Source organism: Psychrobacter sp. Choline-02u-9 (assembly GCF_002836505.1).
Taxonomy (GTDB): domain Bacteria; phylum Pseudomonadota; class Gammaproteobacteria; order Pseudomonadales; family Moraxellaceae; genus Psychrobacter.
This window is the reverse complement of record NZ_PJBF01000063.1, coordinates 14735-41035: the sequence shown is the minus strand read 5'-3', so window position 1 is coordinate 41035 and position 26301 is coordinate 14735. Positions and strand designations below refer to the sequence as shown.

General features: G+C 41.6%; 21 protein-coding genes, 1 tRNA gene and 1 pseudogene. 5 read left to right on the top strand and 18 right to left on the bottom strand.

The window, feature by feature from the left end:
* Positions 1-86, bottom strand: a pseudogene (locus CXF69_RS14665) (transposase); the annotation flags it as partial.
* Between the two features lie 198 nt (positions 87-284).
* Here CXF69_RS14665 and CXF69_RS14365 point away from each other — a divergent pair.
* Both CXF69_RS14365 and CXF69_RS13280 read left to right on the top strand, forming a co-directional pair.
* Positions 285-452, top strand: a complete 168-nt coding sequence (locus tag CXF69_RS14365) for a hypothetical protein (protein WP_180952655.1) — start codon at positions 285-287, stop codon at positions 450-452.
* A 102-nt stretch (positions 453-554) separates the two neighbouring features.
* Entirely contained in the window at positions 555-1532 is a 978-nt protein-coding gene (locus tag CXF69_RS13280) for a DUF1853 family protein (RefSeq protein WP_101204932.1), read from the top strand.
* 81 nt (positions 1533-1613) lie between these two features.
* On the opposite strand, the gene CXF69_RS13275 is transcribed toward CXF69_RS13280, so the two are convergent.
* The 7 genes from CXF69_RS13275 to CXF69_RS13245 form a co-directional block, all read right to left on the bottom strand.
* Positions 1614-2156, bottom strand: coding sequence for a DUF2726 domain-containing protein (locus CXF69_RS13275; protein ID WP_102078690.1), 543 nt, complete (start codon positions 2154-2156; stop codon positions 1614-1616).
* A gap of 251 nt (positions 2157-2407) precedes the next feature.
* Positions 2408-3631, bottom strand: coding sequence for an SPOR and LysM peptidoglycan-binding domain-containing protein (locus tag CXF69_RS13270; RefSeq protein WP_101204934.1), 1224 nt, complete (start codon positions 3629-3631; stop codon positions 2408-2410).
* Between the two features lie 258 nt (positions 3632-3889).
* Positions 3890-5248, bottom strand: coding sequence for a bifunctional tetrahydrofolate synthase/dihydrofolate synthase (gene folC / locus CXF69_RS13265; RefSeq protein WP_101204935.1), 1359 nt, complete (start codon positions 5246-5248; stop codon positions 3890-3892).
* Between the two features lie 200 nt (positions 5249-5448).
* The gene (gene accD, locus CXF69_RS13260) at positions 5449-6396 is read right to left on the bottom strand and encodes an acetyl-CoA carboxylase, carboxyltransferase subunit beta (protein ID WP_180952657.1); all 948 of its coding nucleotides are present in this window, start codon (positions 6394-6396) and stop codon (positions 5449-5451) included.
* Between the two features lie 382 nt (positions 6397-6778).
* Entirely contained in the window at positions 6779-7603 is an 825-nt protein-coding gene (gene trpA, locus CXF69_RS13255; protein ID WP_101204936.1) for a tryptophan synthase subunit alpha, read from the bottom strand.
* Between the two features lie 142 nt (positions 7604-7745).
* Entirely contained in the window at positions 7746-9020 is a 1275-nt protein-coding gene (gene trpB / locus CXF69_RS13250; RefSeq protein WP_101204937.1) for a tryptophan synthase subunit beta, read from the bottom strand.
* 160 nt (positions 9021-9180) lie between these two features.
* Entirely contained in the window at positions 9181-9882 is a 702-nt protein-coding gene (locus CXF69_RS13245) for a phosphoribosylanthranilate isomerase (protein ID WP_264754899.1), read from the bottom strand.
* 171 nt (positions 9883-10053) lie between these two features.
* Here CXF69_RS13245 and CXF69_RS13240 point away from each other — a divergent pair, with 171 nt between their 5' ends.
* On the top strand, positions 10054-11682 hold the full coding sequence (locus tag CXF69_RS13240) for a cryptochrome/photolyase family protein (protein ID WP_101204939.1): 1629 nt from the start codon (positions 10054-10056) through the stop codon (positions 11680-11682).
* Between the two features lie 21 nt (positions 11683-11703).
* On the opposite strand, the gene CXF69_RS13235 is transcribed toward CXF69_RS13240, so the two are convergent.
* Positions 11704-12450, bottom strand: a complete 747-nt coding sequence (locus CXF69_RS13235; RefSeq protein ID WP_227522903.1) for a DUF4230 domain-containing protein — start codon at positions 12448-12450, stop codon at positions 11704-11706.
* Between the two features lie 593 nt (positions 12451-13043).
* Between CXF69_RS13235 and CXF69_RS13230 the strand changes: the two genes are divergently transcribed.
* A complete protein-coding gene (locus CXF69_RS13230; protein ID WP_101204940.1) occupies positions 13044-14762 on the top strand; it encodes a proline--tRNA ligase in 1719 nt (572 codons plus the stop codon).
* 123 nt (positions 14763-14885) lie between these two features.
* Here CXF69_RS13230 and queF read toward each other — a convergent pair whose 3' ends face one another.
* The 4 genes from queF to CXF69_RS13210 form a co-directional block, all read right to left on the bottom strand.
* Entirely contained in the window at positions 14886-15773 is an 888-nt protein-coding gene (gene queF / locus CXF69_RS13225; RefSeq protein ID WP_101204941.1) for an NADPH-dependent 7-cyano-7-deazaguanine reductase QueF, read from the bottom strand.
* Between the two features lie 65 nt (positions 15774-15838).
* Positions 15839-16612: an ABC transporter permease gene (locus CXF69_RS13220; protein ID WP_057762348.1), complete on the bottom strand. Its 774-nt coding sequence runs from the start codon at positions 16610-16612 to the stop codon at positions 15839-15841.
* Between the two features lie 29 nt (positions 16613-16641).
* Positions 16642-17604, bottom strand: coding sequence for an ABC transporter ATP-binding protein (locus CXF69_RS13215; RefSeq protein ID WP_101204942.1), 963 nt, complete (start codon positions 17602-17604; stop codon positions 16642-16644).
* 317 nt (positions 17605-17921) lie between these two features.
* Positions 17922-18578, bottom strand: a complete 657-nt coding sequence (locus CXF69_RS13210) for a c-type cytochrome (RefSeq protein WP_101204943.1) — start codon at positions 18576-18578, stop codon at positions 17922-17924.
* 352 nt (positions 18579-18930) lie between these two features.
* Here CXF69_RS13210 and CXF69_RS13205 point away from each other — a divergent pair.
* Positions 18931-19007, top strand: a tRNA-Arg gene (locus CXF69_RS13205).
* A 322-nt stretch (positions 19008-19329) separates the two neighbouring features.
* Here the strand turns inward: CXF69_RS13205 and CXF69_RS13200 are convergent.
* The 5 genes from CXF69_RS13200 to CXF69_RS13180 are packed head-to-tail and all read right to left on the bottom strand — an operon-like array spanning position 19330 to position 26028.
* Entirely contained in the window at positions 19330-21765 is a 2436-nt protein-coding gene (locus CXF69_RS13200; RefSeq protein WP_102083185.1) for a GAP1-N1 domain-containing protein, read from the bottom strand.
* Positions 21758-22603 (bottom strand): TRAFAC clade GTPase domain-containing protein, encoded by an 846-nt coding sequence (locus tag CXF69_RS13195; RefSeq protein WP_102078927.1) that lies wholly within the window; start codon positions 22601-22603, stop codon positions 21758-21760. Before CXF69_RS13195 ends, CXF69_RS13200 begins: the two co-directional genes overlap by 8 nt.
* Complete coding sequence (locus tag CXF69_RS13190; RefSeq protein WP_102083184.1) at positions 22596-23573, bottom strand: TRAFAC clade GTPase domain-containing protein; 978 nt, start codon at positions 23571-23573, stop codon at positions 22596-22598. Before CXF69_RS13190 ends, CXF69_RS13195 begins: the two co-directional genes overlap by 8 nt.
* Positions 23574-23575: 2 nt before the next feature.
* Positions 23576-24706, bottom strand: coding sequence for a GTPase-associated system all-helical protein GASH (locus tag CXF69_RS13185; protein ID WP_102078720.1), 1131 nt, complete (start codon positions 24704-24706; stop codon positions 23576-23578).
* 17 nt (positions 24707-24723) lie between these two features.
* Entirely contained in the window at positions 24724-26028 is a 1305-nt protein-coding gene (locus CXF69_RS13180) for a 5'-methylthioadenosine/S-adenosylhomocysteine nucleosidase family protein (protein ID WP_102078719.1), read from the bottom strand.
* Between the last annotated feature and the right edge of the window lie 273 nt (positions 26029-26301).

Genomic DNA, 26301 nt, shown 5'->3' with positions numbered 1-26301 from the left:
CTCTGAAAGTCTTTGATGTCATCAAAGCTTTTCATGCTACCAGCCATTTGCTCGGCCAGTTTTTTAATGTCAGATTGAGTAGTCATTGCTTATTCTCCTGTTAATGGATTATAAGCAGTTACACAGTTTTTAGGAAACTCCCGCCCATGAAAACACTATTTAATTCTAACTAGCTTCTAATTAGAAGGCCTGTTTTTCTAATTAGAACTATCGGACAACCTTACTCCATAAACTAGCAACCATAAGCCGTACAATCAAGTTACGGCAAATATGGAGCTAGATACATGAAACAGAGAAATCATATCCCAACTAAGCCAAAACAGAAGCCATCTCAATATCAGCCTAAATGGCAGCTCTCTCTACTTAAAGCGGTAGTTAGCATCCTATTACCCTACCTGCTATCACCGCCTGATATCAGCATTCATATCCATCACATTAATATCATATTTTAGCGCCAAAAAGCTTAGCACTACCTTAGCTGATACTTGTCATCTATAGACTTTTATAGAGCGAGCCGTTAGGGTAAATGCTACACCTTCACACTGGTTTATCCTATGTCCGATCCTGTCAATCAGCCCACACCTAATCGCCTCATAGTTAACTCACCTTGGGAACGTTACCGCCGACCCTATGTGCGCGATTTGGCTTATGTGTTGGCATGTCCCAATGTTTTGACACAATGGCTAGACTTTGCGCCGCATCAGAGTACACATACGGTTGCCGTGCATAGCGCACAATTTTGGCAGACACAGTTTGAGGCATATGAGCAACGATTAACAGAGCTAGATACCACTGCCGCCTATCAAGAGCTGACTCGCTATTTACTCAAACGCCCTAGCCCCAATCGACTGGGGTTTCATTTTGAAGGCTTACTGTCATTTTGGTTAGAGGATGGATTTGTGCGCAAGCTGCATCCGTATGAGACACTGGCTAGCAATGTGCAGCTCTATAATGGTAAGCAGACAACTGGCGAGCTTGATTTGATCTTGTATAACCATGCAGAACAGCTGGTTGAGCATTGGGAGCTAGCCATTAAGTTTTTTATGGGATCAGCACCTTTTGAACCTGTGAACTGGGTTGGGATTAACTCCAATGATAATCTACAGCGCAAAATGACACATATGCAAACCAAGCAGTTTCGAGCCGTGTGGGTAGATACGGAAAATCATGGACAGGTAAAAATTGATAAGCGTTATGGCGTGATCAAAGGGCGATTCTTTTTACCGATTAATACAACTGATTGCGGCGATTATGATTGGCCATATTGGCTAACGCCGAGCTTTCCGATACATGAGTGGTGTGATAAAAGAGACATGGCAAGTCTTGCAACGATTGACACTAAAGCTTTGCGAGCCGCGCATTATATTGAGTGGTTCACCAAGCGCGACTTTTATGATGGGCGAACTGCTCATGATGGTCACCAGCAGCCGATAGTTTGGTCAGATAGCGAGCTACCTAAGACAGGTTTATATTTTGAAGGTAATCGACCAATCGTTATTTATCCAAGGCAGTCAGACCAGATCGATGAATAAATTTAGCTAACCTAAAATTTTAAAATGAAACTGCTTGGATAATGTTTTAGCCTTAACAATCGAGCAGCTTTCACAGAATGCTTAATAACTCTCAATCACTTGCATTAACTCATATCTAAGCATATCGGCACTCGGCATACGCTCAGCATGGAAGCGCACCATCGCAATACCTGCACTGGCAAGCGCCTTATCTTTTTTATCATCCGCTTTTTGGCGGGCTTTACTACTATGCGTCCAGTCATCAAGCTCGATAGCGACCAAAGTAGTCTGAGCATCGACATCCACAATCACATAGTCAACGCTCTGACGGCAAATACGATTGAACCAAAAGCTACGCTCTGATGTCTCACTACTATTGGCTTCAATGATCCGTGACAGCTGTACTTGGACAAATATGTGATACTCCGGCAGCGCATTTTTTAACTTATTAAAAAATATTACTTCCGTATCGGTCATGATTGGCATCGGCGCAAATGGCCAAATAGCCAAATCATCACCGCGCACAGGTTTTGGATCAGGCTCAACGACGGGGCGCTTCGTCAGTAGTGTTGGTAGCAGCTTCGGTAACGTAATCAGCCCTAAAAACCCAACGGCCAATATTAAAAATATAACACCAAACGACATGGTTCTACCTTATACAATATGAGAGTGATGGGCTAATTGTTATTATTAATAGCAATTAATAATGCGCCAACCACGACAAGGCAACCTATATAGGCTGACAGGTTATACAACAACAGATTATAAAAATGGCGCTCATCTTAACTAAGGCTACGCCAATCAGCAATCTATAAAACAAAAAACACGACAGTATTTGTCGTGTTTTCATATAAAGTAGATCAAAGCCGAATCGAGACCGTTAGAAACGCTCTAGCTTAACGCCAGTAAAGCACCCAAGCGCTGGTCGTATTTACTTTAGGGTCACTATTGATTTTATCTTTTAATGCTAATGCTGCGACTTTGCCACGTTCAGGCCCAACTACGACACGCACTCCACGACTAGTGGCACTGGTCTTGACTTGATAACCTGCTGCTCGGAACTTTTTCGCTAACTCATCCGCTTTGGCTTGGTCGTTTGCTAAAGCTACTTGCACCCCGAAGCTACCTTTAGCGTCTGTTTCTTTGACTTCTTTACGCGCTTCACTCAGTTTTTGCTGCGCTTCACGTTTTGCATCGGCAGATTTCTTCGCTAGCGCTTCTTCTTGTTGGCGCTTCTTCTCACGTGCTTGCTCAGCGGCAGCCGCTTCACGTTCTAAATGTTGTACCTGTTTGCTCGATGGGATGGTGATACTTTGACCCAGTTGTAGCGCTGCCGATGGTGATAAGTTGTTGGCTTGAGCCAATACTTCTACAGGCATGTTGTATTGTCTTGCCAGTTTGATGAGTCCATCGCCTTTCTTGATTTGGTATTCAGAAGGCGATTTTGGTGGCTCACTTTTAGCCGCTTCAGCTGCTTCTCTTTTTCTCTCAGCCGCTGCTTGGGCTTCAGCCTGCTTTTTTGCTTCGGCTAGTTTCTCTGCCTCCGCCTGTTTTTTACTCTCGGCAAGTTTTTTGGCGGCCGCTTGCTCTTTTATAGCCGCTTGCCTTTGAGCTTCTTGTTGCTCTTGAGCCGCTTTTTGCTCTTGAGCCGCTTTTTGCTTCTCTGCTTCGCTAGACTTTGTAGTATCAGTAGTAGACTGACTCTCATTACGAAGCTGAACCGTTAGGTCTGTAGCAACGTCTTTTGTAGCCTCTGTACTGCTGGTGTCATCAATAGCTGGCGCACTATTATCAACATATTGCTGGCTCTCAGCACGTGCCTTAGCCAATGCTTCTGCTTCTGCAACTTCCTGCTCTGTCAGAAACTCTTTTGCACGTTTTTCTTGCTCTGCAACGCGGGCTGCACGTTCTTTTTGCTTTTGCGCAAGGATACGTTTTTCTGTTTCGATATCAGTTGTGAGCGGCTGCGGAGACTCTTGCTCCGAGCTTAGTTTGTCAACCATCGCTGACATCGGCTCTGGCTGATCGCTATCACCAATCTGTTGCACCATGGCGTATAGCATCACGCTACCGCCGATAATCATCCCAATGCCCAATAAGGCTTGTCTCGAAAAGTTCATCCGTTTACGTCTCTTAGTTGGTAATAAGGTTGATTGAGCGGCGCAGCGACTATCTTAAAGCAGTATATCCAATCGCTTTAATCATGATCTCTTACCGCCAGTTACTGTCAGTTAATGCCATCAGGGTTCAAAATTTATACCGACCATCTTCTACTGGTCTGGCAAATCATTTTGATTATAAAGCATATTTTTCATGCTGTCTGCCATCAGGCTATGACTAAGATTAACATTAAACAGGCACTACTTTAACTTAAATTATCATACGCTAAGGGCACTTAACGCTTCCCCGATCGTATGAAACGAGCCACATACGACGATAAGGTCTTGCGGCTGGCTCGCCTCTATCACTGCATGGGTCGCTATATGCAGACCATCAAACTCATATATATTGGTGCTATCAACATATTTGGCCAAGACATCTTGCAGCTGTTCAGTAGTCGCGGCACGAGGGTAATCAATCTCAGCGATAAACCAGTCACTAATCGGTAAGCCTGCTTGGGTTAAGCGCTGCACAACCTTATCAATATCTTTATCACCTAACATAGAAAATAGCATTTTTATCTTTGGTGTAGGGATATCCGCTGAGCTATCTTGATTACTTTGCTTGGCTACATGCTGCTGCCAAAACGGTGATAGCTGGGCTAATAAGAACTCAACGCCTTGCTCATTATGCGCCACATCAAATAACCAATGGCGGCTATGGTTCTCACGATAATCGAAGCGACCTGCCAGTTTAACAGTTTGTAGTGCTTGCTCAATCGCATTGATACCCACATCTAATGGACTTGCTAATACTGCTGATAATGCATTGGTCGTGTTAGTTAACGATAACGCAGGACGTGGTAACTGCAAGGTAACCGCCGCATTACTGTATTGCCAAGTCGTTGAATCAATATCGTGGTAGCTAAAATCTTGTCCTATTTGATAGCAAGTTGCCTGCTGGGTATCGATGGATTTTTGCACGCTGGCTGGCATCTCAGTAGCACCATAAATCAGAGGAATGCCGTTGCGCAAGATACCTGCTTTTTCGCGGCCAATATCCTCGACATTGTCACCCAACCAGTCAACATGATCGATGCCGATATTGGTAATGACTGCCATGTCAGGATCAATAATATTGACCACATCTAGGCGGCCACCTAACCCTACTTCTAATACCCACACGTCACAGTCTGCCTCAGCGAATATCAATAGCGCCGCTAGTGTAGTCATCTCAAAGAAAGACAACGTCAACTCACACTGTAAACGCGCTGCCTCTACTTTGCTAAAGGCCTCAATCAGCGTCTGGTCGCTGACCATCTCGCCATTGATACGTACACGCTCATTGAAGGCGCTAAGATGTGGCGACTGATATAGCGCCGTCTTGTACCCTGCGGCTTTACACATTTCGGCAATGACAGCAGTTGTAGAGCCTTTGCCATTGGTACCTGCCACAGTAAATACATAAGCGTCATCTTTAGCTGACTGCACCACACCTAACGCTTCTGCAACAGGCAATACACGTGACAATCCCATATCGATTGCAGATACATGAATCTGCTGCATATAATCGAGCCATTCAGTTAGGCTAGCACTTTCATTAGGACTATGGGCGTTGGGGCTGCGAAGGTCAGACATGGATAAAACCTATATAAAATTTAATAAGAGATAAAAATATATGTGCTAGCTAAAACCAAAAATAGCACTTACCGTGCAATGACGATAAATGCTATTAGAGGGTCTTGCATATGCAGTAGATGTTAGCACGCAGCTAAGTCATTATGCACTCAATAAATGATTCATTATACTGAGTCATTTACCTTATCGAGCATCTCATTTTACTGAGCATCTACATTTGGTACGCGGCATAGTTTTGCAAGCAGACGATAAATCGTATCGATTAGCTGATGACGATGTACTACTTCATCCACCACACCATGCTCTAATAAGAACTCAGCGCGCTGGAATGGCTCTTCTAGCGTCTCGCGTACAGTCTGCTCGATCACACGCTTGCCCGCAAATCCTATCATCGCTTTTGGCTCTGCTAAATGAATATCACCAAGCATCGCAAGGGATGCGGTCACGCCGCCATAAACAGGATTGGTCAATACCACAATATAAGGAATCCCAGCGATTCTTAGACGCTCAATCGCTGCTGCCGTGCGTGCCATTTGCATCAACGATAGCAGGCCTTCTTGCATACGTGCACCGCCAGAAGCAGCAAAGCAAACCAAAGGTACTTTTTGCTCTAGGGCTTTTTCAGCTGCTTGGACAAAACGATCGCCAACGACCGAGCCCATTGACCCGCCCATAAAACGGAAGTCAAAAGCACAGGCGACGATATCAAGGTTACGCAGCTTGCCATACATAGCAACCAACGCCTCAGACTCACCTGTTTTTTCTTGTGCTTCACTCATACGCGCAGGATATGGCTTACTATCCACAAAGCTCAATGGATCTTTTGCCGTAAACTCTTGTCCTGTCTCGCCGTCTACTTGATCAAGTAACCAGTTCAGGCGCTCACGAGCACTCATCGGTAAATGATGATCACAATGCGGGCACACATAACAGTTAAAAATCAGCGCTGTGTTGGTAATCATCGAATGACAATTGCTACACTTAGTTGACGGTTCAGTCTCTACCGCAGACAGTGGCGCAGTCAAATGCTGCTTGATGCCTGGGATAGGACGGTTAAACCATGACTGCCTATCCGTATTGCTGTTTGGCGCGGCTTTAGCAGTATTATTATCGGGTTTTGTTATTGTATCAGTCATATTATTTGCCATCATAAAAGGCTTATTGACAAGTTTGCTCATTCGCTTGTCATTGAGAGTTTAATGGTTGTCTAAACAAAGCGTCTAATACAGTCATAACATGAGCAGTCATGCGACATACTGATAAATAAATCTCGTATGTCGGTAATTTGATTATGCGCTTGTTGATAGATAATGTATTTGCCAATCAAAATGACAAATAAACCACTGCTATCAGACACCATATAATAGTGATGTTAGTTTACACTCGTAAACTAATTTTAGCAAAGTCATTTAGTATTGTCTTCACGTAAAGCTTTTAAGTAAAGTCTTTAGGTAAACAATAGCTGCGATTTGACTTTGCTGTTTCAAATAACTATCTCTTCAAGTAACAACAATATGAAAGCAATAGCTATTAGGCGCTTAAGCTGTCTAACGCTTCACGTAGCTCATCCATTTTTGCCATGATGTTCTGCTGTGCATTTGCAACCGTAGCGGTATCGTTGGCATCGATATCGGCAAAATTCTGTACCAAGGCACTACCGACGATAACGCCATCTGCATGAGTACCGATCGCTTTTGCAGAAGCACCATCACGGATACCAAAGCCGACGCATACTGGCAAGTCTGTTTCTGCTTTGATTGCTTGTACTTGAGTTGCTACATCGTCAGTATCTAGCGTGGCTGAACCAGTCACACCTTTTAGTGATACATAATAAATATAGCCGCCACAATGAGTCAATACTTGCTCACGGCGCTCAGGTAAAGTGGTTGGTGATAGCAAGAAAATCTCATTCATCGAATGATCGGTCAAATGCTGAGTGAAGCTGCCCGCTTCTGCTGGTGGCAAATCTACCATCAATAAACCATCAACGCCTGACTGCTCGCATAGCGCGACAAAGTTGTCATAGCCGATGATTTCAACAGGATTAAGATAGCCCATTAGGATAATTGGCGTTTGCGTATCTGTTTGACGGAACTCTGCAACCATCTTCAATGCATCACGAGTACTCGTACCTGCTGCTAATGCACGCTCGCCAGCCAACGCTACAGTTGGGCCATCGGCCATTGGATCAGAGAATGGTAAACCGACTTCGATCATATCGGCGCCGTGTTTCACTAAGTCGTGCAACAGACCTACAGTAGTGGTTGGATTAGGATCGCCTGCCATCACATAAGGAATCAAGGCTTTTTTGTTTTGTGATTTTAAGGTTTCAAAGGTACTTTCAATTCTGGTCATAGTGGTCTCTTAATTGTTATAAACTGGCTTGTTTGACCTTTCATTTAATAATCTATATTGAACAATAAGAGGTCAAACAATTTTTCTTATAAAGAAGAATCTAGTAACTTATAAATTTGATAACTTATAAAGATACTCGTTACTACAACTCAATCCCTTCTGCCTTCATCACTGAATGCAGATCCTTGTCACCGCGACCTGACATATTAACGATAATCGTCTGATCAGGCGTCATGGTTTTAGCCAGTTTCAATGCATAAGCGACGGCATGAGCAGTTTCAAGCGCAGGGATAATACCTTCTTTGCGAGTTGCCTCATGAAAGCCTTCCAATGCTTCTTTATCCGTACAGCCGACATACTCAACACGCTTCATATCTTTTAGGAAGCTATGCTCTGGACCGACACCAGGATAATCAAGACCCGCTGAGATAGAATGCGTCTCTTGAATCTGACCATCATCATCTGCCATTAGGTAAGTACGGTTACCATGTAGTACGCCAATACGGCCAGCAGCCAATGGTGCTGAATGACGACCTGACTCGATACCATCACCCGTTGCCTCGACGCCATACATTTTAACGTCAGTATCGTTTAGGAAGTCAAAGAACAAACCAATAGCGTTTGAACCACCACCCACACAAGCGACCAATGCATCAGGAAGCTTGCCTGTTTTTTCTAAATGCTGGATACGGGCTTCTTTACCAATAATCGCTTGGAAATCACGTACCAATAGCGGATAAGGATGCGGTCCTGCCACCGTACCGATAATATAATACGTGCTATCGACATTGGTTACCCAGTCACGCATGGCTTCGTTCATTGCGTCTTTGAGCGTACGTGAGCCAGAGGTTACTGGCACAACTGTCGCACCAAGCAAACGCATACGATAGACGTTCATTTTTTGACGCTCGACATCGTCCGCGCCCATATAGACGATACACTCTAGCCCTAAACGAGCAGCAATCGTTGCCGTCGCGACACCATGCTGTCCTGCGCCAGTCTCAGCGATGATACGTTTTTTGCCACACATCTTGGCAAGCAGTGCTTGTCCGATGGTGTTGTTTACTTTATGCGCACCAGTATGGTTTAGGTCTTCGCGTTTGAAGTAAATTTGCGCACCGCCAATCTCATCGCTTAAACGCTTAGCATGATACAGCGGCGTTGGACGACCGACATAATTGACCAAGTCGTTGTGATACTCCTCCCAGAATGCTGGATCTGCTTTGACCTTGGTATAAAGCGTTTCTAGCTCCTCTAGAGCAGCCATTAGCGTCTCAGAGACAAAACGTCCCCCATGTACACCGAAATGACCGCGCGCATCAGGATACTGGTTAAAGTCCTGTACGTTTTCAGGATTGTTAAAGGTATTAACCGATTGTGCGGTAGCAGATAAATCTTTGTTCTCGACATGACTCATGATAATTCCTACTGTAATAAGTGGTATTTTTTAGATAACTTTAGATAACTAGAGAGAAAATAATAAAAGGGATAATAATCTAATAAGATTTAAGCAGAAAAATCGGAATAACGATCAACTAAGCAGATTACGTATAGCAAATAGCTAGATACAAACCCATTTAGATGGCGCCAGTGACCGTAGCGTTTTGCCATCGATCACGCTTGACCGCTTTCATAAAGGCACGCATTTTGGCAGCGTCTTTTTTACCTTTATCAACCTCAATACCACCGCTCACATCGACGCCATAAATAGGCAAATCTAATGTCGCAGCAACATTGTCAGCATCGAGCCCACCAGCCAAAACGATCGGTAGTGCGCTGTCATATGGAATGAGACTCCAGTCAAAACGTGCGCCTGTACCGCCATACTTATGCTGATGATAAGCATCCAATAAAATAGTACTGGCACCTGCGGTCGCAAATTGATTAATTTGGGCGCGAACGCTATCGAGACTGTCTTGCTCTGTATTGATACGCAATGCTTTGATCCAACGTTTATTGACCATACCTGCCAGCTGTTGGCACTGCTCAGGCGTTTCATCACCATGGAACTGGATAATATCAAAAGAGACGTTGTTTGCTAATTTGAGCAGCTCATCTTCAGGCATATTAACTACCAAGGCCACCACGCTGACAAAAGCAGGTACGGCAGCACTCAGGGTTTGCGCCTGCGCTATCGTGACTGCACGTGGACTTGGTGGATAAAACACCAAACCCACTGCATCTGCACCTAGCTGTGCCGCAGTCTGTATATCACTAAGCTGAGTAAACCCGCAAAACTTAACGTGCATTTTGTGACCTTGCGTTTCATCGTACTGAATATGACACCGATTATAGCGGCATCAGATAAGTTCAAGCTAAAGATAAATCGTTAGATGTGATGAGGTTTTGTTAACCTAACGGCAAAGCCATTGCATCCAAAAACTTATCCTAGCATACTTTTATCCTTAGTTTTGTTTATGATTGCGATTGATTAATATAGGGATACTTTGATGTCTAAGACTGCACAGACAGCCGCTACTGATACTGATACTGATACTGGCGACAATGCTACTAGCAAAAATCCACCGCATTACTTGATGTGGTTTCGTCGTGACCTACGTATCCATGACAATACCGCTTTAGCAGCGCTTTGTGAACGTGCAAAAGAAGACGACGCTTCAGTGTCTGCCATATTCTTTTTAACCCCTGAGCAGTGGCAAGCGCATGATACGTCCCTTGTACAAGTTGATCATATTGCTCGCACGCTACCTATCTTAGCCAATGACTTGCAATCAAACCTGAATATCACTTTAACAGTACAGCTCTGTCCAAGCTTTGCTGACTGTATAGAGGCGCTCACGACTTTATGCAATGATAATGAAATTAGCTGCGTCATGGCCAATCACGAGTACGAAGGCAATGAGATTGATCGTGATGAACAATTAAGCAAACAACTTGCAAAAGGCGATATCGAGTTCGTGCGCTGGCATGACCAATGCATTTTGCCACCGCAAACTATCACGACCAATGATGGCGATAGCATGTATAAGGTCTTCACCCCATTTTATAAAAAATGGCGACATACGTTGGACGTCAGCACCATTCAAATGCATGAAGTACCCACAGTGGATAGCGATTATAAAATCAAACTACCATCATCGCAAACGTTTGCCAATACAATCGACGATATCAAAGCACTAAATGAAAAAATGCTGAGTGACTACCAGCAGACATTAGAGAAGAACGACTCCTTGCAGCATATCGATATGACAGCTCAGCTTGACCAAGCAAGAGACGCCTATCCTGCAGGTGAGTCGGCCGCTTGCCAGCGTCTAGAGGCATTCGTCGATGATGATATCAATAATTATGATGTGAGCCGTGATGTCCCCCATTTGCACGCAACCAGCCAGCTATCGGCTTACCTTACCATAGGCTCTATCAGTCCTAGATTATGCTATCTACAGGCGAGCAAAGCACAAGAAAAACTACACGGCAATGACGGTGATAATGAAGACATCAATCGTTGGATAAGCGAGCTTGCGTGGCGAGATTTTTATCGCCATGTACTGGTCGAAAAACCAAACCTGATCCGTCATAAGGCTTATAAAGAAGAGACTGACACTAAGGTTAATTGGTCATATGACAACGATGATTTTGAGACATGGTGCACTGGTAAGACAGGCGTGCCATTGGTCGATGCAGCAATGCGTTGCTTAAATGCGACAGGGTTTATGCATAATCGCCTGCGAATGGTCACCGCGATGTTTTTGACCAAAGACTTGTTGATTGATTGGCGCTTGGGTGAGCGCTACTTTATGCAGCAACTGATAGATGGGGATTTTGCGTCCAATAACGGCGGTTGGCAATGGAGCGCGTCGACAGGTACGGACTCAGCGCCCTACTTCCGTATTATGAACCCCTTTAGCCAAGCCAATACGCACGATTCTAAAGCTCTGTTTATTAAAACTTGGCTACCAGAGTTAAAAGATATTCCTAACAGTATCTTACATAACGAAGATAAGATGCGTAAAGAATTGGCAAAAGGTGGTAAGTTTGCCGATGTCGACTACCCTGCGCCGATGGTCGAGCATAAATCAGCACGCAAGCTAGCTATCGCCGAATTTAAAAAAGAAGCTTAATTTTAGAAAACAACCAGCAGGCTAGCTATTGGTAGTGACTGGCAACTGACATGCACCTGCACCCTGAGTGGTAACCGTCACTACCGCTCCCGTGAGTGCAAACAGCTGCTGCAATTGGGTTTGCGCATTTTGCAATGCCATATTCATGACATCACCTCGGCAGGCACGCTCAAGCACTTCTTTTTTTGCCATGGTCTGTGCTTGTGCCAATATCTTAGGATCGACTTGCATCATGCCAAAAGCGCCTGTCTGCCAGTCATAGATCTCGATATCATCTAAATATACTGAAAATATCTCTGTAGGCGGTAAGGTAATATTGATTTGTGGCATGGCTGAAGCAGGTGAATTATTCGCTGCTTGCTCATCCTCTGCATCAGTCATAGTCTGAGTAGGCTGAATGACCTGCACCATCTCAGGCGTCAAAGCACTCAGATCAACGCCTGCCTCTACGCGACCATGAGCGATAAACAGCGCTTTTTGTTCATCTTGCCATAACTTCATCCAACTCCCCGGACGCTCACTCGTAATCACTGTATCGACACTGAATGCGACAGTATGTAAGCGATTTAACTGCTGAATTTGCGTAACCACGCCTTCGCGAGTAATAGTTTCTATCGGCGCTTCTTCTGGTTTGTTTTGCGCGCTATAAATAGCAAAGGCAATCGCTGCTAGACCGCCGATAAGTAATATCACCCACGACATTGTCGCAATAGGACGTTTCGCAGGCTTTTGAGTGGTATTAGCGTTATTCATATCAGGATTATCCATAGAAGCTACCTTTATAATGTTGCATCGTTTGGTAAGGCTAAGAGCGTTGTAAAAATAGAACAGATGCTTAGTCTATAGATGCGACTATTGTGCAGTAACTTCAAGTAATGGCTACCATTCCTCTACATAACTTTATCCATAAACCTCTACGCAACCACCTCAATAAACTGTTGCCAAAATAAGCAGTACTTTCGCTATAAAATCATATGAATAGTTCAATTATTTATCCCTTATTGAACCCTTTGCGTCACGTTCGGTCTGAAAAGACAAAAAGTCATTGCGTCTTAGGCGAACTTTACCTAACATAGTCAGATTGTATGAATAAAATGTCAGTCTTGAAGCATTTATCAGGGTTTTGACCTGAATATATTGCGTTTTTGGCATATTGATACATCAAATCAAATTTGCCTCTCTTTTCTGAGAGTGGTTTTTACTGATGTGCTTTGTATATAAGCAGATTGGTAACTAGGAAATACCCTAGATTATTGCTAAGTGATAAAGGTAAGCTTGCGGCGGCAATGAAACGATTAGCCATACGCTCAACATCCTACTATTTCTTATTTTTTTATCGTTGATAAGGTTACGCTTTATTTATGAAAGCCAGTCAATTTTTATTTGCCACACTAAAAGAAACCCCAAGTGACGCCGACATTGCCTCAAGCCAATTGATGGTGCGTGCTGGTCTTATCCGCAAGATTGCTTCTGGATTGTATATTTGGTTGCCTATGGGTCTGCGCGTCTTACAAAAGGTCGAACGTATTGTTCGTGAAGAGATGCAAAACGTTGGTGCACAAGAAGTGCTTATGCCGATGACTCAGCCTGCTGAACTTTGGCAGACGACCGGACGTTTTGATGATTATGGTCCTGAGTTATTACGCTTCAAAGACCGTCATGATCGCGACTTTGTACTTGGTCCAACGCATGAAGAAGTCATTACCAATCTAGCACAAGGCGAGCTACGTAGTTATAAACAGCTACCGATTACCTTCTTTCAGATTCAAGGTAAGTTCCGTGATGAGATTCGTCCACGCTTCGGTGTGATGCGCGCCCGTGAATTCACCATGAAAGATGCTTACTCTTTCCATGTGGATCAAGCCTCATTGGCCAAGACCTACCATGATATGTATGACGCTTATACACGCATCTTTACCCGCTTGGGCTTAGATTTCCGTGCGGTACAAGCAGATACAGGCTCTATCGGTGGTTTTGCCTCACATGAGTTCCATGTATTGGCAGATAGCGGCGAAGACGATATTGCATTTTCGGACTCATCTGACTATGCAGCCAACGTAGAGCTAGCAGAGTCTGTCAGCACCGCTGAGCGTCAACCACCAAAAATGGAGCGTGAAGACGTTCTAACCGAAGGCATGACCAGCTGCAAAATGGTTGCTGAACACTTGGATATCCCGTTAGAAACGACGGTTAAAACCTTGATCGTTCATGGTCATACCGAGAATGATGAGCCACAACTGATTGCTATCGTGTTGCGCGGCGATCATCAGCTCAATACTATCAAAGCTGAGAAAATCGAAGAAGCCAACGTACCATTGACGTTAGCATCTGACGAAGAGCTAAAAGCGGCAGGCCTACACAAAGGCTATATCGGTGTTAATTTAGATATGCCTGTATTCGTTGATCGTTCAGCAGCTGCGTTGTCAGATTTTGTTTGCGGTGCTAATGAAGTGAACAAACATACTATCGGTATGAACTGGGCACGTGATACTCGTATTACTCGCATCGTTGATGTGCGCAATGTACAAGAAGGCGACCCTTCTCCTGATGGTAAAGGTAGCCTAAAAATCAAACGTGGTATCGAAGTTGGTCATATCTTCCAGTTGGGGGATAAATACTCACAAGCGATGAACTGTACTGTTTCTGGTGAAGATGGCAAACCTGTTACCTTGATGATGGGCTGTTATGGTATTGGCGTTAGCCGTATCATTGCCGCTGCTATCGAGCAGAACAATGATGAAAACGGCATCATGTGGCCAAAAACGCCAACGGTTGATGATTCGATCTCTCCTTTTGAAGTCGCCATCATCCCGATGAAGTCTAAAGAAGAGACGGTCATGCAGACGGCAACCGCCCTGTATGAAGAGTTAAAAGCTCAAGGCATCAACGTACTACTGGACGATCGTAACGAGCGCCCAGGCGTTAAGTTTGCTGATCTTGAATTGATTGGTATACCGCATCGTATCGTCGTCTCTGATCGCAACTTGGCGGAAGGCAAGTATGAGTACGTCAATCGCCGTGAAGCTGAAAAGCAAATGCTAAGCCGTGAAGAAGTCATGGCAAAAGTAAGCGGTAAATAGTCTTGTAATTAAAGACTATATAACAGAAAGCGCCTATCTCATCATGTGAGATAGGCGCTTTTTTGTTGGCTTAAAAACTATTTAACATTGTATTCTTATGAACATTGTATTTTGAGCGAGAACTTACTGGCGGATTAGGCGGCTTGGCTTAGGCAATAGACTGATATCACTGACACGGCATGGATTGATATCGATACCACCGCGGCGCGTATACCATGCCCGTACCATTAGCTCACTTGGCTGATAGTATTGGCTCAAATCAGCAAATATCTGCTCAACACACTGCTCATGAAAACCATTGTGCTGACGGAAGCTCAATATATAACGCAGCATACTTGCATTATTAAAAGGCTTATCAGTCGTAATCGATACGGCCAACGTACCCCAATCTGGTTGATTGGTCACTGGGCAATTACTACGCAGTAGATTGGAATAAAAGGTATAGGGCTGCATACCCTCATTTGCCACACTTCTACTACTCGCCTCTATTTCTTCGCTAGCACTCAGCAATGACGCGTCAGGATGTTCAGTTAATGCAACTTTATCCGTGTTGCCTGCCAATGCTTCATCAATACAAACACCCTCAGGCTGAGCAATCAACAATTCCGTTTCGTTACCATTTAAATCATCGTTTAGACCAAATAACGCTACCTGTACGTCTGCTTGCAAACAAGCTGATAGGTCTTTCGCAATCAACGCTTGTACGTCGTTCCAACTGGCGAACTCGGTAAAGTTAATACTATTCAAATATAACTTAAGCGATTTTGATTCTACGATAGACGGTGAGCTAGCAGGAATGCTAAAGCGTGCGATAGCCACTTGCGAGATACCTTGCGGATTTAACCAAGATATCTCAAAAGCCTGCCACCAATCGACACCAACGGTTAGCTTATCGTCTTGCCAACCAATCGCATTACGCCCCATGCTACGCGCAATCGGATATAGCGTTTCTGGGCTATACTCAGTTGGATAGTCTGTGGTTTGCTCACCCAAGATACCGTGAATACTCATCTGTCTTCCTAATATTAAACCGTTTAAAATTTGCTCTAAATAATATGCTTAGCGAATAATACACACTACAAACGTACACGTGAACCGTTACTTAGCAAGCGATAGGCGATGGTATAAAATATCGCACAGAACACAAAAATAGCCGCCATTGAATACCAAACATTGACATCAGAATATCCAAGAATACCGTAACGGAACGAGTTAACCATATAGACGATAGGGTTTAATAGCGAGATATTTTGCCAAAATGGTGATAAGTTTTCCATCGAATAAAACACGCCGCCCAAATAGGTCAGCGGGGTCAATACAAAGCTTGGAATGATAGAGATATCATCAAATGAGCGTGCAAACACCGCATTGATAAAACCGCCTAGTGAAAACAAAATAGACGTGCCAAGTACCGTAAATACAGTGACAAATAAATGCTCGATACCGAGATCGGTAAAGAATAGCGCGACAATCGAGACAATGACACCGATAGCCAGTCCACGGAAGATACCACCACTGATATAACCCATCAAAATAGCATGCTTGGATACTGGCGATACTAGAAGCTCTTCGATACTAGACGTGAACTTAGCACTAAAGAAGCTTGAGACGACGTTAGAGTAACTGTTGGTAATGATCGACATCATGATCAAACCAGGCACGATAAACTGCATGTATGGCACACCGCCCATCTCACCCACACGCGAACCAATCATCTTACCAAAAATGACAAAATACAAGCTCATTGTGATAACTGGTGGTAGTAATGTCTGCGGCCAAATACGTAAAATACGGCGTACTTCTTTGAACCAAATAGTACGAAACGCAATCCACTTCTTACTCAATGACATTGTTTTATTATGATCGACTAGTTCCTGACTCATAATCCCGCCTCCTTCATGCTATCTGCACTCTGAATGTTTTTGTCTACCAAGCGCATAAATAATTCTTCTAGTCGGTTGGCTTTATTGCGCATACTTGCCACACTGATACCTTTATCAGACAACTGATCAAAGACACCGTTTAGTGACTCACCTTCTGTCAAGGTAACTTCTAACGTTTGCTCGTCTGGTTGCGAAACCCCTGTAACTCCTGTCAGAGCCAACTGCTCGGTGAGCGGCGTATCCAAATCAAATACAAACGTCTCTACCGACAGCTGCGCCAGTAGCTCTTTCATTTCTGTATTGATTCGAATCTCGCCGTGATCCAAGATCGCAATGCGTTTACACAATTGCTCAGCTTCTTCGAGATAATGAGTCGTCAGAATAATAGTGGTGTTCTCTTCGATATTAATCTGCTGCATGAATTCCCACATCGAGCGACGAAGCTCGATATCGACACCCGCCGTTGGCTCATCTAGAATCAATAGTTTTGGTTTGTGAATCAAAGCACGGGCAATCATCAAACGGCGCTTCATACCACCAGATAGCTCACGTGATTTGCTGTCGCGTTTATCCCATAGTCCTAGCGCGGTTAACAGTCTTTTTGCTCGTGGTTTGGCTTCTTTTGCAGGAATACCAAAATAACCCGCTTGCGTAATCAAGATATCTTCGACTTTTTCGAACATATTAAAGTTAAATTCTTGCGGTACAACGCCAAGATACTGCTTAGCAATTGAAGGGTTCTCTAATAGATCTGTACCGAAAATATGGACGCTACCGGTGGTTGGCTTAAACAATGAGCTAATAATGCCAATCATAGTAGATTTACCTGCGCCGTTTGGCCCAAGTAATGCAAAGAATCCACCTTGTGGTACCGTTAAATCAACCCCTTTTAATGCCGAAAACCCATTGTCATAGGTCTTGGATAGGTTTTTTATGGAGAGTGCTGGTGCATCAGACATGAAGACCTCTTTATTTGTTATCAATTTGTATAAAATGCGATTTTAGAATAATAGGCCGTGTTGAACATTCGACTATCATTATCATATAGGCAAAAGCCGTATAAGAATGTTCAACACACTCTACTCTCTAAAGGTGACAATGTACGGTAATAAACGAACTAATCTCATAAAATGAGGCTACTCATGACGAATTTCAACTGCCTTATATTCGAAGTACCATATTAATAATACTCATCATGAAAAAGCGCCTATCTCATCACTGAAATAGGCGCTTTATAGATATACATCGTAAAAGCTTGGAAGGTAATCAACAAAGATTAGCTTGCTTCTGCGACCATATAATCTACGGCATTTTGAACTTCTTCATCAGGAATATCCGCGCCACCTTTAGCAGGCATCGCATTGAAACCATTGATAGCATGGGTATATAGCGTGTCTTTACCTTTTGCAATACGTGGACCCCAAGCGCCAGCATCACCAAAGATAGGAGAGCCTAGCAAGCCTGCTGTATGACAAGTATGACATACGGCGTTATATACCGCTTTACCGTCACGAGGACCGTCGCCAGCAGCTGGGCCAGATGAGCGTGCCGTTACATCACAAGCTTCACCGTCTTCAAAACAGATATTGGCAACAGGCTGGATACGCGCAATCAGATTAGGGTACAAAGCAATTAGCTTCTGTACTTGCGGCGTATCTTGTGGAATTGGCTCTTCATCAGCGGCAGGCGCTGCAGCGGCAGTTTCTTCGCCTTCTGCTGGAGCGGCTTCGTCAGTGGGTGCAGCACCATCTGTCGTATCTGCAGCAGCTTGGGTATCGTCACCTAGCGTTTCAGGAGCAGCTTCTACGACCTCTTGGCCTTCTGCTACGTCTGATGCAGTTACAGGAGTGTCTACAACATCTTCAGCTTGGCTCACCGCGATACTAGCGATTCCTAGAATGGCAGCTGCCGATAACATAACTACTTTTCTCATTCGTCACGTTCTCTTATTACGTATACAAGGACTAGCACGGCTCGGACATTCTGTCTGTCCTCCTTTGACGACCTCTAAGTCTTCAATAGCAGACAGCCATCCCGCGTGCCAGCGCACTTGCAATCGGTGATTATAAATATGAATTCTCCCCAACATTATAAGGGAAAAGGCAGGTAAATTGCCATGCTTGTTTAATGACTTGGCTGTTTTTTCTTAAAAAACCTCAATCGCGACTGTCATTTATTGGCTTTATGCTTTTTATTTGTTAGACTAAGCGGTCTTTATTTCTAGACACCTTATGCTAATTATCATGCGCATCTAAGCGTGACAGTCAGACATATCGTTATCATATGCGCTCGTAGCTCAGTTGGATAGAGTATCGGTCTCCGAAGCCGAGGGTCGTGGGTTCGATTCCCGCCGAGCGCACCACTATTTATAGCTTAAGCTTTGTTCAAATTTCGCCTCAGGCATTAGATTGTTTGGGGTTTTTTTGTGTCTGAATTTTAGATCAAGCCCTTTATTCACAATGCCTGGCTATTTTATCTTTCTAAACTCTCATGAAGTCACATTCTCTTTAATCCTGTATTAGCTATAAGTTTGCGTACATACATTCTCTCTCTTAAAAATCAGTGACCAAGTTATCAGTGACCAAACGGTGACCATTTTGTGACCAAGGTTGAGAAACACAGGAACTTCTATCACTCCAACGATAGAAACGATGATTTGATAAAACAACTCATATAACTTTTGCTTAAAAAAAGGTCTTCAGCTCATTTAATTCAGTATTATATGGATACCTTTCTAGCATGATATCAATCAAAGTAAGCACGCCTCCTTCTATGTTACCTTTTTTTGCTTTTTTAATCGCTTTAGTCCATTGTTTGCCAAGGTTTCCATTGGAGTTTAAATCTTTGAGTTTGCCACCTGCTTTCTCCCACAGGAATTCTAATTCTTCTGAACTATATAAGGAACTGGCTTCGTCAACTAATCTACTAATAAGATAATCATCTGGCAATTCATCAAGGTTTATCTTAGATTTAAATGAATAGGCCCACTTTTGTTTTTTTGGTAATAGACTGTAGCAATATTTCAGCGCATTATTAACAACCTTCTTATTTCCATACAATGTATATAAAGCCTTAGTTATTGATATCCATTTACTTGAGTTTATGAACTCTCCTAAATTTTTACCATACTGTCTCCAGTTGTTGTCAGTATATTGACCTAAAATATTAATTACTTCAGATTCATTCACATGAACATTCCATCCTATTAATAAATCCATTACCTTAGGCGCTATCTCTGATTTTAGGAACTTCTCCTTTATATTTTCTTGAATGATTTTATCAGTTACGTTACTGATGCCGTTTTCAACGACATATTTACTTACCGTATTAATCAGTACCTGCGTATCCGATTTACTTAATTTATCCCAAGAAAAACCTTCAGTTAACTGCAACAGTGCTCGCTCAGCAAGATTTTCTTCAAAGCTTTTCTCTGCTAGTATTTCAATCAATCCATATGTTTCATGACCATTAGTAGCACTACGTAAAATACTGTCTATTCCATCGTTGATGATAATTTTGGATGGTATTGATAACTTACTGCGATAGCCCTGTGAAAGCAAATATCTATCAAACTTCTTATCTAGTTCTAGATAGGGTAGTAAATTTTCAACGAGTGTATCTGTATTCTCAATGTTTGTAATTACTCTCGTATCATCGATGACCCTAAAAGTACTTAATAGTTCATTTTCGTTATATAACTCAATCAAGTAATCAAAGCCAACTACCTCAGGATGCTCAAAATCTAAGATTTTATTCAGAGCCATTATAGGTTGATCTAATCTAAATAAGCACCAGGCATATAGTTTTGCCCAGTTTTTTGACCTAGCAAATTCCTTTAGCCTTTCGATATCATTATCATTAGGCTCATTTTCAAGAGTCAATTCTAAGATGCCCTTTTCAATATCTTTTGAGTCTGAAATAACATCACTCGCTATGGCAAACAATTCTTCATCTATAATCAGCTGTTTAGCTTGTTGAAGCCAACTAGGCGTCAATGTATCAACCCCCTGACTAATACCTTTCTTTAGGGCTATATACCACCACCTATTCTTCCTTATACTGTCGGCTATCAACCTATTTTTATCTTCATCTTTCAATAAAGTAAATTTATTTTCGATGTAACTCGCTAACGAAAGACATAGTAAGTTATAGTTGTGATTCTTTTTAAATACGATATTTTGTATTTTTTCTACTTCCATAAAGCTTAAACTTGTTAGGTTCTCTGCAAGATATATGAGTGCTTTGTTTACATATATATCTAAGTCACCTTCAGTATCTTCAAATGATAAGCTATTTCTAATAAGGTTAATTGCAAGAGACGCTGAAGGTTCTGTATTAAACGTGTCTATCAACTCCACAGTTCTTGATAACTTTCTCAGTCTTTGTAACGGAGGTTTTTCTATGGCTAATGATGTGTTCTCTAAGAGATTTTCAAGAATAGTATCCTGATGGTCTAAAAGAAATTTTACCGCTCTAGTATCGCTAACCTCATTGTTGTTGCCAGTACTACTAATAGCAGTATAAGGTTCAATCCATCGAAGCTTATTAGATGCTATAGATGCGACAATATTGAATTCGCTCTCATCGGCTAAGATTTGAGAAGGACTCCATTTCACGTTACATATTAGCCTTTTCCTAGCTTTTGGCCATAAACTTCTCCAAAGCTCCATAATGATAGTGGCAAAAGAAGCTAGATTTTCTAAGATTAAGACAGGGTGAGTTGCTATTACTAATGAGTCAAATACGTTTTTTAACTGCTCATTAGTAATTTCTGGTAATTTTTCAGAATTCATAATTGATATTAAAATATCTGTCAAATCGTTTAATTCTATCGCTTGATTAACAGGTAACAAGGCAACCTTACTTCTAACCATTCCTCCTCTAAAAGCTCCAAAATCAGGATACGTACACCATAAGCACCAATAATCGTTAAAGACCTCACATCCAAGAACTGGATACCAAACTACATTCGCTGGCAAATAACCTGCTGGTTTATCAGTAATAGATAGCAGTTGACTTGGAAGCTCTACTTCGGAATTAGTAGTATGGATAAGTTGATGCTTATTGTCTTTATCACCATAGGTGGCATAAATAGGAAAAGCTAAATCAGAGTCAGTCATTAAGCAACCATTTAATAGGTAAAGTTAGGTCGATATTTTTCTGCTCAATAGTCTCATTTGGCGATATAACCCAGCCCTGGTTCTCTGGACCTTCATCAATAAAATCTTCATCTTTTGACGCTTCTGTTAATTCCTTTCCTAATGCAGAAAGCCCCCATATACTTAATTTATCCTCGTCCCAGTTAGAGACCAAATACGAAGCTAACATTGGTAGTCGTTGCTCTAAAATCATATGTGGAGTGGCATTTTCAGTATTTACTTCATCGTAACAGGAAAGCAAAACGGCTACCTTAGGGCTTTGAACTTTGTTAGCTATTTGCGTTTTTGATAATTGTAATAGTATCTGTAACTTTTCTACCCAGTAAGGATTTGCGTCCCAATTTGTGGAATTAGGTGATTCATGCTTCTTTTCTGGTTTTTCATTATTGGCCAATTTTTCAAGGAAATCTGGGAATGTAGGTTCGCTTTCCACCCTAATCACGATAAGCCATTTATCACTATCATCTAATTGGCTTTTCCATTTCTCATCTAACGAGCGTGTAGAGAAAATAGTATCCCATTGCTCACCTGCGTATTCAGGCCAATTTATATCAAACTCTTTACCATTTTCATCTATTAATGGTATTTTTAGGCTATTCCAAGTCTCAGCCACAGTATGAGCAGAAGCTTTACCTTCGCTTAGTGCTTCAAAAACCTCACCAAGCATTTCTAAATTTGCTGGTGTTCCATTGATATTTAGTGAGCTTCGAGGCTCTTTAAGACGACCATAAAGTTGTCCAAAAAAGTGTGTTTTACCACTGTTAGCTCGACCAATAACCAATATATTTTTCTTAGACATGACTTCCTCGGTAGCACATAAAAGGTGAGTTGCTCACAATAGGGTCAGAAACTATTATCGGTTGTCTGAATGACTCATTCTCTAGTAATAAATCATGTATAACATTAGTAACTGAATCTGGGTTTTCTATGGTTACTTTATATTGTTTGGCATGTGGAATATTAAATAAAAGCTTATCAGTAATTTGTTTTTTCATTCTGTCTGAAATCGGGTTTTCTACTAACTCATCGGACTTAGTCCAAATTAAAGCTGTAGGTTTTTTTTTGGTAAATGGAATGAGTCTTTCAAATAACATAAATAACTCTTTTCGTGCCTTTCCTCTATTTTCTCCTGCAAACTTATTACAATCAGCTGTTATGATAAACATGTCTGAGTTCGTAGCCATCCATTGCGCACCACCCGCATTAGGATCATCTGAGTTTAATGACCATGTAGTGAACCATTCGCCAGGAGCATCAGTAAGTAACAAGTCGATCAAATTGCTTTCATTATCTCTTAATGCCAGGTGTAGTAACCCTGGAACCCTCTCTGATTGTCGAGAAGTATGAGGTGGGAAAGTGGACTTAGTTGTATCGAGTCTTGAATAAGATGACAGGTTCTCCCATGCTACCAAGCTTTTAGAACCAGCAAATTTATAACTTAATTTAAGTCCTTGGCGTATATAATTTAGATAAGCAATCAGTAAGAATGTGGTTTTTCCCGTGTCATGCGAACCAAACACACCAATAAAACGGCTTTCGCCTCGTGCCCGAATTTGGCTTAAGTCTTGTATTCCTAAGTTATTACCCGACCACCATATCCTATATTGCTTTAATTCAGGATTTTCTGTAGTTTCTTTTAATTTAACTTCAAAATATTGGCATTCATTAGGATAATCCTTACCCTCACTACAAGCTCCGCCATCACCGACATAACAATCTTTTCCCTCTCTAGAACAAACACCACCTACGGTTATTTCACTATCACTCATACTCATGTCTCTACTTGATTTTCAGCAGATTGTTCTCGAAAAATAGCTTGAGCCAATTTAGGAAGACTAATTTCTGTATCTTTGGAGATACTCAGTTTAGATATAGCGGTATCTGTATCGAAAGAATCATCAGAAAAAGCGTAACTAACAAAGTCCTTCAGTGACCAATTGTCTTTATAACCAATTGTTAGTTGCCGAATAGTCTCTTTCGGGACACTATCTTTATTTTTTGAATAAAATTCCCATATCTTTTCTAAAGAAAACTTTTCTTCAATATCTATATTAGGTAAGTCGGCAACTGTTTCAAAGATTAAATAAGAAATACTTGCTGGTGGCGCATTTTCCATTAGAGACAGTAAATCACTCACCATGACTATTAAGGCAATTTTACCTTCAAACTCTCTATAGCTTTGATTTAAGGAAGGAGAGTATAAAGCCTTACTCCACCAAATGGTGTCTAACTTTAAATTTTCATTAGACCTAATATTTTCATTTATACTATTTCTGTATTGTTCAAATTTTTGATACTGGCTTTGATAAAGACTTTCTCGGGTCGTAAAATCTTCAGATAATTTAGTATACATGGTTTGAAAGTCCTGGATGCCTTCAAGCTCAGTACTTAGTTCAAATGTAGGAAGCTTTCTTGGAAATGGTATTTTATTCCCTTTTCCGTTCTCTAGAAGATCGAAACTTGAATATTCCTCACTTTCTTTAGACCATTGTGAAAATATACTTTCAAAGACTTCTTTTTCTTCTGCGAACCGTTTGAAGGGTAGCATATCAGCAATTGTATTCCACAGTATATAAGCATACCTTTGATTATCTAATGCTAATTGTTGACAAGCATCTAGAAGCATAGAGCGATAAAGTAAGAATGGGGTGTCTATGTAGATTGACCTGGCCGACCTCCATACTTCTGTAAAACATTCATCTGCAATTTTTATTGCTATATCATCGCTATTAGGCGTTTGGTTTATACTGGTTAATACAAATGAGGTAAGCAATGGCTCATCTTCTTTCAACCTTTCTACTAGTAAGGTAGTTGCCTCAACCATATTATCAAAACGCCTATCATCGCCATCTAGCTTTTCAATTAAACCTAAACTATTGACTCCATCCAATACTCTTGACATTTACTGTACTCCAAATTTTATGAGTGGTAAGCTTTTAATAAAGATTTTATAGCTATGCATTGAGGATTATCTTTTTGAATGATTTGTAAAAGCGCTTTCGGTGTTACTTCTGAGCCTTGGTTTACTTTTTTCCATATGGTATGCCAGCGGGTATATGGGCGTGACTTATTTTCTAAATCACTCAGCTTACCTCCTGCTCTTTCCCATAAGACTTGAGTTTCGTCAAAGTCTGGATACAACTCTGCAAGCAGACGCACTATGTCATCACTGTCCATATTATCGCTTTCAATTTCTGGTAACTTATCTTCTTTACGAGTAAATAAAGACTCACTATTCCTTAATAAGAGAATAAGCAACTCAGCTGAAGCACGTGCTGCAAAAGTACGGTAACGATCATCTTTATAAGGATCTGCAAAATCTGATACTCCTTTTGCAAATATAAATGGCATATCGTAGCTATCAGCTGATGCAGCTAACCCACTTCCTTCCATGTCTAGTCCTAGCACTTTTCTCATATAACTTGAAAGCTTATTATATATTTGCTCATCTTCAGTAACAGTTGCTCCTGTTGCGATAGGTGCAACATGGACAGAAAACTCTGGTTCTGCTGGTAGTCCTCTCGGGTTGAGTAATAATAAATCTTGAATATATTCTATACCCGCTTCGGTTAACTTAACTGGTTTCTCGATATAACCTCTTTTTCTAAGTCTCAAGATAACATCGCTCCAATCTGGACACTTTTCATCAAAATTATCTTGTTCAACTGGTTTCTTATTATCTATTAATTGACTCAATACCCAGTTTTCTTGCGCTTCTAAAGAATACTGAGGCTTTAATTCCATCCATGCCATACTCTGATTTTTATATAACGTACTTGTACGTTGCATGTTTTGAACTATTGTTTCACTTGGTTTGTACTGCAACGTATCGCCTTGAAAGACTTCGATACCATTCTCTACAACTCGCTTACCAACATCATAAGACCATAAACGATCTGCAAAGATAACATCTCCAAGTTGAGTTTTACCTCTTCTGCCAGCACATATACCACTCATAGCAAGACATTTAGGGTTTAACTCACTTATTAAGCGTCCAACAACAGCTTGTACACTTTCTCTTCCCATAGATGCTACCCATGTTGCAACAATAGTAATAGTAGTGCCCGAATCGGTTACAAATTCAGCTTTAGAAGCGTTTCTATCACTGACATTAAATTCTTGCCAGTTTTTAGATATTCCACTATTTACCTCAATGAGTTGGTCATATTCATCTTTTAATGCACACATTATCAAAATATCGGTATTAGAGGGAGTTGAGTACATTTTAGATCCTAATTGTAACTTTCAAATTTTTATAGTTTAACACTACTTCAAAATACGGTAGTGTGTTTGTCCGCATCAACATGAGAAGGCGGTTTGACAGCAGCAGTCATACTAATCAAATATTTATATTTATGGAATATACCAATACTTCACAAAAATTGATAGTTACAGAGCATTTGTATATGACAGGTAATATCGCAACTAGCCAAATCAACGCTGAAAAATATCTGAAGTAGCTTAAAGTAGCTCTACCAGAGCAAATTAATAAGACAT

What these genes read in the sequence shown, in the direction of transcription:
- CXF69_RS13190 (WP_102083184.1), bottom strand. Translation starts at nt 23,573, where the DNA reads ATGAGTGATAGTGAAATAACCGTAGGTGGTGTTTGTTCTAGAGAGGGA.
- CXF69_RS13220 (WP_057762348.1), bottom strand. Translation starts at nt 16,612, where the DNA reads ATGTCATTGAGTAAGAAGTGGATTGCGTTTCGTACTATTTGGTTCAAA.
- CXF69_RS13230 (WP_101204940.1), top strand. Translation starts at nt 13,044, where the DNA reads ATGAAAGCCAGTCAATTTTTATTTGCCACACTAAAAGAAACCCCAAGT.
- CXF69_RS13185 (WP_102078720.1), bottom strand. Translation starts at nt 24,706, where the DNA reads ATGTCAAGAGTATTGGATGGAGTCAATAGTTTAGGTTTAATTGAAAAG.
- CXF69_RS13180 (WP_102078719.1), bottom strand. Translation starts at nt 26,028, where the DNA reads ATGTACTCAACTCCCTCTAATACCGATATTTTGATAATGTGTGCATTA.
- CXF69_RS13275 (WP_102078690.1), bottom strand. Translation starts at nt 2,156, where the DNA reads ATGTCGTTTGGTGTTATATTTTTAATATTGGCCGTTGGGTTTTTAGGG.
- CXF69_RS13210 (WP_101204943.1), bottom strand. Translation starts at nt 18,578, where the DNA reads ATGAGAAAAGTAGTTATGTTATCGGCAGCTGCCATTCTAGGAATCGCT.
- queF (WP_101204941.1), bottom strand. Translation starts at nt 15,773, where the DNA reads ATGAGTATTCACGGTATCTTGGGTGAGCAAACCACAGACTATCCAACT.
- CXF69_RS14365 (WP_180952655.1), top strand. Translation starts at nt 285, where the DNA reads ATGAAACAGAGAAATCATATCCCAACTAAGCCAAAACAGAAGCCATCT.
- folC (WP_101204935.1), bottom strand. Translation starts at nt 5,248, where the DNA reads ATGTCTGACCTTCGCAGCCCCAACGCCCATAGTCCTAATGAAAGTGCT.
- CXF69_RS13195 (WP_102078927.1), bottom strand. Translation starts at nt 22,603, where the DNA reads ATGTCTAAGAAAAATATATTGGTTATTGGTCGAGCTAACAGTGGTAAA.
- CXF69_RS13200 (WP_102083185.1), bottom strand. Translation starts at nt 21,765, where the DNA reads ATGACTGACTCTGATTTAGCTTTTCCTATTTATGCCACCTATGGTGAT.
- CXF69_RS13270 (WP_101204934.1), bottom strand. Translation starts at nt 3,631, where the DNA reads ATGAACTTTTCGAGACAAGCCTTATTGGGCATTGGGATGATTATCGGC.
- accD (WP_180952657.1), bottom strand. Translation starts at nt 6,396, where the DNA reads ATGGCAAATAATATGACTGATACAATAACAAAACCCGATAATAATACT.
- CXF69_RS13240 (WP_101204939.1), top strand. Translation starts at nt 10,054, where the DNA reads ATGTCTAAGACTGCACAGACAGCCGCTACTGATACTGATACTGATACT.
- CXF69_RS13235 (WP_227522903.1), bottom strand. Translation starts at nt 12,450, where the DNA reads ATGGATAATCCTGATATGAATAACGCTAATACCACTCAAAAGCCTGCG.
- trpB (WP_101204937.1), bottom strand. Translation starts at nt 9,020, where the DNA reads ATGAGTCATGTCGAGAACAAAGATTTATCTGCTACCGCACAATCGGTT.
- CXF69_RS13215 (WP_101204942.1), bottom strand. Translation starts at nt 17,604, where the DNA reads ATGTCTGATGCACCAGCACTCTCCATAAAAAACCTATCCAAGACCTAT.
- trpA (WP_101204936.1), bottom strand. Translation starts at nt 7,603, where the DNA reads ATGACCAGAATTGAAAGTACCTTTGAAACCTTAAAATCACAAAACAAA.
- CXF69_RS13280 (WP_101204932.1), top strand. Translation starts at nt 555, where the DNA reads ATGTCCGATCCTGTCAATCAGCCCACACCTAATCGCCTCATAGTTAAC.